This window comes from Thermogladius sp. (genome assembly GCF_049970955.1).
Lineage (GTDB): Archaea > Thermoproteota > Thermoprotei_A > Sulfolobales > Desulfurococcaceae > Thermogladius.
Genome location: NZ_JBMFLY010000054.1, coordinates 1 through 5,595, shown reverse-complemented (window position 1 = coordinate 5,595; position 5,595 = coordinate 1). Strand labels below are relative to the sequence as shown.

Sequence of the window (5,595 nt, the reverse complement as noted above, 5' to 3'; positions counted from 1 at the left end):
TCCGTATGACATCCTCCAGGCGGGGCATTGCGTCCCACACTTTCATTTTATCACCCACAAGCCTATTAACCTTTGTGAGCCGTGATCATTCATGAAGGCGATGTAGAGGGACTATGGCGGAGCCGAGCTGTGACGAGACCGGGCGCTGTTTTGAAGCCGATGACACCTCAGCCGGTCTCTAGCACTGGTCGCCTAGTTGTAGGGCGTATGAACCCCTTGCCCACCAGCTCCACTATCTTGGCAGAAAGCCTCTCTTGCTCCAGGAACTCCCCGTAGGCCTGACCGGACCCGACGAGCCTCATTATCTCGGCTCTAATCCTCTCCGGTATTTTCGCGGGGGGCCGGGGGAACAGCGGTGTTCCCGGTAGGGGGAGGTAGTAGTGTAGGTGTATCCTCGCCCCCATCTCCACGAGCCTCTTCGCGAGTCTAATGGACTCGGCCATGTCGTCCTCCGTCTCCACGGGTAGCCCGAATATGAAGTCGACGCTGGGCTTGAACCCCTCTTTGACGAGTATGCTCACAGCGTTCAGCACGTCCTCAACTCTGTGCCCCCTGTGTATTTTCTCCAAGACCCTGTCGCTGCCCGACTGGGCGCCCACGATGATCTCCCTGTTAGACACGTACTTCTTCAGGGTCTTGGCTACTCTCTCGGTGACGCGCTCGGGTCTCACTTCGCTCGGGAAACTCCCGAAGAATATACGGGCACCCCTGGCTTTCACGGCCGTGCTCAGCGAGCCGAGGAGCTCCTCGATGGCGTCCTCGTCGACCCTCTGGTTCATGCTGGTTAAGTTGTACGACAGCGCGTCCGGCGTAATGAACCTGACGTCTCTAACACCGTCCTCCACCATAATCTTGGCGTACTCTACTACGTTGCCTACGCTCCTATGTCTTACCTTGAAACCGTGGGTGTAGCTGACCTGGCAGTACCAGCAGCCGTGGAAGCACCCCCTTGTTATCTCTATGGGGGTGTACAAGTGCCTCCAGTACGGGAACGGGGGGTATTCGTCGAGTTCGACGGGCTCGGCGCGGGGTCCGGCTCGGATACCCCCGTCTGTGTCTCTGTACACCACGTTCCTCACCCTGCTCAACTCTCTACCGCCCGTGAAGTAGTCTACGAGGTCTTCTATTGCGGGCTCCCCCTCGCCTACTACGGCGACGTCGAACCCAAGGTTTAGCAGGACGCCTAACGGGTCGCCCGACGCGTGGGGGCCGCCCGCCACAGCAACGCAGCCCCTCTTCTTGGCCAGCCCTACGATCGACGCCGCGGTGGACCTAAAGGTCTCGTCCACGAGCCTCGTGGTCAGCAAGCTGAGCCCTACAACACACTTCGTGTAGTTGGACGACACATAGTCTATAACCCTGAATACCGCCTCACGGCTCTCCACCAGGAATGTTGAGACCCCTTTCAACCTGTCTAGGAGAGCGGCCACGCTGTAGGCGCTGTACCTAGTATACCTGTCCAGGTACAGAACGAAAGCTATTCTCAAAAAACCACCAAAAAGCTTATCCCAAGACCACCTCTAATTAATTTATAAATAGTTTCCCGAGGAGGTTCTCATGGCCAACATCGAGCTGACACCCGACGAACTAGAGAGACTCAGCCGAAAAGTCAGGCTCAAGATCCTCCACGAGGATGACGACGTTGTGCTGATGACTGCCCCTAACGAGGAGCAGTTGACCGACATAATCTTCGCCCTTCTACTGGAGAAACCGCTGAACCTGAAAGAGGTTCACCTCGTCTTAAGCGGGATCGCAAGCGAGGACAAGATCAGGAGGGCTCTCTCAAACTTAGTGGAGAACGGGCTCGTGATCACGGGGCCTGACGGGCGTTACAGGGCAGTCCCAGTATAGTGTCTGAGAAGAGGAAGATCGAGACCTCGACCAGGTCGCGGAAAGCCCTAGCCCCGTTTTCTTCGAGGATCTTCCTCCTACCATCTTCTCTGGCCACGCCTATGAACCTGACGCCCGCTTTCAGCGCGCTCTTAAGGTCCGAGGTGTAGTCGCCTATGTATACCACTTCGCAGGGCTGAGCGCCGTGCTTGCTCGTGATCCACTTCAATAACCAGGCCTTGTCAAACACGTACTCCTCGGAGCCCCTCATGAGGTGTATGTCGTAGGCTGTGTACACTTCGTCGACGTACTCGTCGAGCCCGAACCTCCGCAGGTCGTCCCAGATACTCGACGAGTGAGTGTAACGCCCCGTGACGATCACCACTCTAGCGCCCGCGCTTTTCACCATCCTGAGAAATTGGCTCGTGTAACTGTAGGGGTAGGTGAACCGGCTCGAGTATATAGCCCTGAAAAACCTCCAGAAGTCGTTTTTGTCGACGTGCTCTGGTAACAGGTCGTTCAAGTTGTCCGACTCGAAGTGCCTGTAGAAGGCGTCGAAGTCGATGCTCGTGCCAACCAGCGATCGGAGCGCCTCCGCGAAGGCGTGGTAGAAGTCCATAAGGCTGTCCACGAGTGTGAGGTCGTAGTCCGACACCAGGATTCTGAAGCGTGTCATAGAGGGTCACGTCAGTCTTCGGGAGACAATTCACCTAATCATATATTCGGCAAACTCATCATCTAGAATTGTTGAGTGTCGAGGGGGTTTTTAAATGAGCTATACGGCTGTCTGCGAGGTTGGAGACAGGTTCGAGTGTCTGAACGCCGAGGTCACCGTAGAAGACGGCGTCTACCGGGTCAAGCCGAGGAGTGCTGGCCCCGTGGTGTTCAAGCACAGCCCTAAACAGAGGGTCATCTGTAACGGCGTACGTTTCAATGTGGGCGCGTGGGGCGGTAGCCTGTACACTGTGTGGCACCCGGAGGGCGACCACCTCGACTGTATTAGCGTCGAGGGGCGCCTAGTAGAGGTAGAGGAGGGAGTCTACATCGTCACTCCCACGGGCTCGGACTTGACTGACACAGTTGTAGACGGGTATCTGGTAAACGTACTGAGGGTTCTAGCGAGAGGGAGGCCATTATTCCTCCTCAAAGGGGGCTCGAAGGCGGGTGGGAGGCTAGACAACGCTGTTGTGGTGGACCAGTCCATAGATGACGCAGTCCTCGACAAAATACGCGACATGCTTTCGGTTACTGCCGGCGGGGCGTCCACCTGCCTGTTCAACGCGGTCGAGAGGAGGCTTATCAGCGTGGAAGTTATCGACGGGGTCGTTAAAGGGGAAGTCGAGGCTAAGTGCCTGGGAGACGATGGGGTGGAGCTCAGATGAAGATCGTGGACATGCACGTCCACTGCCACGAGATGGACGTCGGCGAGCTGAGAACACTCGTCGAGCAGGGCTACGTTCTGGTATGCGTCAGCGACGACTACGAGTCCAGCCTGAGGACGCTCGAGCTGGGCGGGGAGATCGAGGTGCAGCCGTGTATAGGCCTTCACCCTTGGGAGATAGGTAGGCAGGACTACAGGCGTGTAGTAGAGCTGGTGGAGAGGAGCGCGGACACGGTCAAGTGCCTTGGTGAGGTGGGACTAGACAGGCAGTTTGTACCAGAGACGTTCGAGCGTCAGCTGGACTTCTTCAAGCAGTTACTGGCGCTAGCTAGAGATTACGGCCTGGTCCTAAACCTCCACACGCCTAGAGCCTGGAGAGAGGTCTACGAGCTCCTGTTGAGAAACGACATCGAGAAGGCCTACTTCCACTGGTACACCGGGCCCCTCGACCTAATGGAGGAGATCCAGGAGAAGGGCTACTACGTAGGGCTGAACCCCGCCTTCAAAATCCAGGACAAGCACAGGCGCGTCCTCGAAGTGGCCGACCTAGAGAAGGCTCTAACAGAGAGCGACTCCCCCTACGAGTACAAGGGGCTGAAGCTCAACCCCCGCCTAATCAACGAGACAGTAGACTTCTTGGCAAATACTAGGGGCGCTAGCAGGGATTACCTGACAAGCCTGTTCTACACGAACTACCTCAGGCTGTTCGGGTAAAAAGAGGGGGGTGGTCTAGGCCTCCGCCACGGCACTGGGCCTGGCCGTCTTCACGTTTGTGCTCTTGTGTGCTACGACTATAACTCTGCCTCCCTGTTGCGTTACCGTCACCGTGAGCCCCTCTACCTCGAAGCTCAACTTGTGAACGTTGCCGAGACCGACAATGGCCGAGAGGCCGTTGAGGGCCTTGTAAGCCCCGTAGCCGAGCTTGGAGAGCGACTCTACGACTTCACGCGGCGTGTTCATGTCCGCGACGAAGTTTAGTAACCTGCCATCCAGGTCCAGGACGAGTAGCACGGCCTCCTCCATCAGACCCTCTCTAAAACTGGTGGTCGGGACGCTTTAAAGGGGTGTAGCTCGGTATTAAAGGGCCGTCACGCTAGCTCGGAGATTAGCTGCTTGATCTCCTCGAGTGCCTGCAACCGGCTTTTCACGGCATCGACTACGCGGCTCAGCTTGCCGCTCTCCTCCCGGCACGCCTCGAGCTGTTTCCTGAGGTTCTCGACCTCTCTCTCGAGCTCCGAGACCTTTGCGAGGAGAGCATCCCTCTCCCTGGCCAGCTCTTGGACTTTTCTCTCGAGCTCGCTGGTCTTCGCCTCGACCTGGGGTGCACCAGAAACGAACGGCACAACGACCCTCAGGGTCCCGGCTTTGAGCTTCTCGTAGGTCGATATGATCAGCTTGCCCGCCTTGGTCTTGCCCTGTATGTGGGCCCTGATCGTGTGCTCGCTCCTCCCGACCTCCTCTGCGATCTTACTTATCGGCTTCCCCGCCTTGTACTTAGCATAGGCAGCCGCCGCCACGGCCAAGCTGTCGATCCACGTCGTCCTCTCGACCGGGTCTTTCAACAGCTCGACTACTTCCGGGCTGTAAAGCGTCCCAACTATCAGTGCGGCCTCCAGCTTCTGCTCGTCCCGCGTCCCAAAGGGGTTCAAGGGCACGTCTGAGAAGTCGATAACGAACTCGGACAACGCGTACACCTCTTCTCCACAGGAGATTATTTCTGTCAATCACCGCTTTAAGTTTTTTCTCACACCGGTTAAAAGCAAACTTCGGCCCAGTTACAGGAAGGGTGCGCGGCATGGACCTGACCGTATTCTACGGTAACGACGAGTTGTCCATGATGATCAAGAGCATAGTCGACTTCGCCGTGGAGATCGCCAGGAGAGATTACGGTGTCAGAGTAGAGGTCTACGAGGTCGTGTTAGAGGGCTTAAAGGGGGTCAAGCTAGAGATCGACGGCGTGAGAGAGCTGAACATAACGGACGTGCCTAGCGTTAGGGAGCTCGTCGAGGTGCTCGTCGTGGCCAGTAGGGTCACCGCCCCAACCACTCCGCCGTTAGGCGAGCCAGGCCTAGCCACTGCTTGACTCGACGCCGAGCTTGTAGAAGGGGCACTCTCTCCAGAGGGTGAGGCACTTCCTAGCGCTGGACCTGGTCAGGACTCTGTCGGTCACAGTACAGACAGCCACGCACTGGTCCTCCTCTACTTTCTCGAGCTTGTAGAAGGGGCACTCGCTCTTGGCGTCGCAGGGCACGAGGTGGATAGACAGGTAGGCGGAGGCGGCCTTCTCCCCAAACTCGGCCAATCAAACCCTCCCTCTCTTACCAGTATAGGCCTTAAGCATTATAATAAGCCCGGGGACTATGTTGACGAGCGCGTACACGAGC

At 57.2% G+C, this 5,595-nt stretch carries 9 protein-coding genes; 4 read left to right on the top strand and 5 right to left on the bottom strand.

Annotation, left to right across the window (positions count from 1 at the left end; translation table 11 throughout):
* Positions 1 to 167: 167 nt before the first annotated feature.
* Positions 168 to 1,487, bottom strand: coding sequence for a TIGR04013 family B12-binding domain/radical SAM domain-containing protein (locus tag ACP5VX_RS05970; protein WP_428724971.1), 1,320 nt, complete (start codon positions 1,485 to 1,487; stop codon positions 168 to 170).
* A 70-nt stretch (positions 1,488 to 1,557) separates the two neighbouring features.
* Here ACP5VX_RS05970 and ACP5VX_RS05965 point away from each other — a divergent pair, with 70 nt between their 5' ends.
* A complete protein-coding gene (locus ACP5VX_RS05965) occupies positions 1,558 to 1,851 on the top strand; it encodes a hypothetical protein (RefSeq protein WP_014737980.1) in 294 nt (97 codons plus the stop codon).
* On the opposite strand, the gene ACP5VX_RS05960 is transcribed toward ACP5VX_RS05965, so the two are convergent.
* A complete protein-coding gene (locus ACP5VX_RS05960) occupies positions 1,811 to 2,506 on the bottom strand; it encodes an HAD family hydrolase (RefSeq protein ID WP_428724970.1) in 696 nt (231 codons plus the stop codon). The genes ACP5VX_RS05965 and ACP5VX_RS05960 overlap by 41 nt on opposite strands.
* Positions 2,507 to 2,600: 94 nt before the next feature.
* Here ACP5VX_RS05960 and ACP5VX_RS05955 point away from each other — a divergent pair, with 94 nt between their 5' ends.
* Together ACP5VX_RS05955 and ACP5VX_RS05950 are read left to right on the top strand one after the other, a co-directional pair.
* On the top strand, positions 2,601 to 3,212 hold the full coding sequence (locus tag ACP5VX_RS05955) for a hypothetical protein (RefSeq protein ID WP_428724969.1): 612 nt from the start codon (positions 2,601 to 2,603) through the stop codon (positions 3,210 to 3,212).
* On the top strand, positions 3,209 to 3,925 hold the full coding sequence (locus ACP5VX_RS05950; protein WP_428724968.1) for a TatD family hydrolase: 717 nt from the start codon (positions 3,209 to 3,211) through the stop codon (positions 3,923 to 3,925). The genes ACP5VX_RS05955 and ACP5VX_RS05950 overlap by 4 nt, the downstream gene beginning before the upstream one ends.
* Positions 3,926 to 3,940: 15 nt before the next feature.
* Here the strand turns inward: ACP5VX_RS05950 and ACP5VX_RS05945 are convergent, their stop codons facing one another.
* Entirely contained in the window at positions 3,941 to 4,234 is a 294-nt protein-coding gene (locus tag ACP5VX_RS05945; protein WP_428724967.1) for a hypothetical protein, read from the bottom strand.
* A gap of 65 nt (positions 4,235 to 4,299) precedes the next feature.
* Positions 4,300 to 4,905, bottom strand: coding sequence for a transcriptional regulator (locus ACP5VX_RS05940; RefSeq protein ID WP_428724972.1), 606 nt, complete (start codon positions 4,903 to 4,905; stop codon positions 4,300 to 4,302).
* Between the two features lie 101 nt (positions 4,906 to 5,006).
* Here ACP5VX_RS05940 and ACP5VX_RS05935 point away from each other — a divergent pair, with 101 nt between their 5' ends.
* Entirely contained in the window at positions 5,007 to 5,294 is a 288-nt protein-coding gene (locus tag ACP5VX_RS05935; RefSeq protein ID WP_428724966.1) for a hypothetical protein, read from the top strand.
* Here ACP5VX_RS05935 and ACP5VX_RS05930 read toward each other — a convergent pair.
* Positions 5,280 to 5,513, bottom strand: a complete 234-nt coding sequence (locus ACP5VX_RS05930) for a hypothetical protein (protein ID WP_428724965.1) — start codon at positions 5,511 to 5,513, stop codon at positions 5,280 to 5,282. The genes ACP5VX_RS05935 and ACP5VX_RS05930 overlap by 15 nt on opposite strands.
* Positions 5,514 to 5,595: the final 82 nt, after the last annotated feature.

What these genes read in the sequence shown, in the direction of transcription:
- ACP5VX_RS05950 (WP_428724968.1), top strand. Translation starts at nt 3,209, where the DNA reads ATGAAGATCGTGGACATGCACGTCCACTGCCACGAGATGGACGTCGGC.
- ACP5VX_RS05955 (WP_428724969.1), top strand. Translation starts at nt 2,601, where the DNA reads ATGAGCTATACGGCTGTCTGCGAGGTTGGAGACAGGTTCGAGTGTCTG.
- ACP5VX_RS05935 (WP_428724966.1), top strand. Translation starts at nt 5,007, where the DNA reads ATGGACCTGACCGTATTCTACGGTAACGACGAGTTGTCCATGATGATC.
- ACP5VX_RS05965 (WP_014737980.1), top strand. Translation starts at nt 1,558, where the DNA reads ATGGCCAACATCGAGCTGACACCCGACGAACTAGAGAGACTCAGCCGA.
- ACP5VX_RS05960 (WP_428724970.1), bottom strand. Translation starts at nt 2,506, where the DNA reads ATGACACGCTTCAGAATCCTGGTGTCGGACTACGACCTCACACTCGTG.
- ACP5VX_RS05945 (WP_428724967.1), bottom strand. Translation starts at nt 4,234, where the DNA reads ATGGAGGAGGCCGTGCTACTCGTCCTGGACCTGGATGGCAGGTTACTA.